Source organism: Synechococcus sp. R3-13 (assembly GCF_047462195.1).
Taxonomy (GTDB): Bacteria; Cyanobacteriota; Cyanobacteriia; order Thermostichales; family Thermostichaceae; genus Thermostichus.
In genome coordinates, this window is the sequence record NZ_JANSIO010000239.1 from 1 (window position 1) to 655 (window position 655).

At 61.1% G+C, this 655-nt stretch carries 1 pseudogene; it reads left to right on the forward strand.

Annotation, left to right across the window (positions count from 1 at the left end):
- Positions 1 to 655 (forward strand): annotated as a pseudogene (locus NW856_RS07490) (histidine kinase); the annotation flags it as partial.

Genomic DNA, 655 nt, shown 5'->3' on the forward strand with positions numbered 1-655 from the left:
CCGCATCAGTGGTGCGGAGCACCTTGGCCAAAAGGTTGACTTTCTTCTGGAACGGGCCAACTACGCCGGCCTGACGTTGCGTCTATTGGAAGAAGCCAAGGCCAGGGTGGTGGTGCTGAACCTGCCCAGCAGCTTTGTGGTGCCGCAAAACCTGGGCAACGAGAACTTAGATGCCCCTCTACGTCAGGTGGTACAGCGCTACCCAGATCGCTTGGTCTTGGCCACCCGCAGCAGCGAGAGCTTTGGCCGCTCCGAGATTAACATCTACAACCATTTCCTGCCCTTTTCTTCCCTGCGGCTGGAGTACTTGGTGCCGCCAGAACATGTGCAGGGGGTGGTGCAACATCGGGTAGACAGTGCCGGGATCCTGCGCCAGGCCCAGTTGCGGGGGCTCTACCTGCGCCGCGACAGCCAAGAGGAGCAGATGTTCGCCTCGGTCGAGGCTCTGGCTTTTGCCAAATACGACCCGGAGCGGGCCAGCCGCTGGTTTCGAGAACGGGGTTTGCAGCCGATTCAATTCAACCCTCTCGGCTCCCAGCACGGGATCCCCATCATCCCCATCGAACGGGTTTGCCCTCCAGCTGTTCTCCAGGCAGGATCCGGGTCTGTTGCCCCGATGATCAACCCCAGCCAAGCCTGCCGCGGCCAAGAAGGG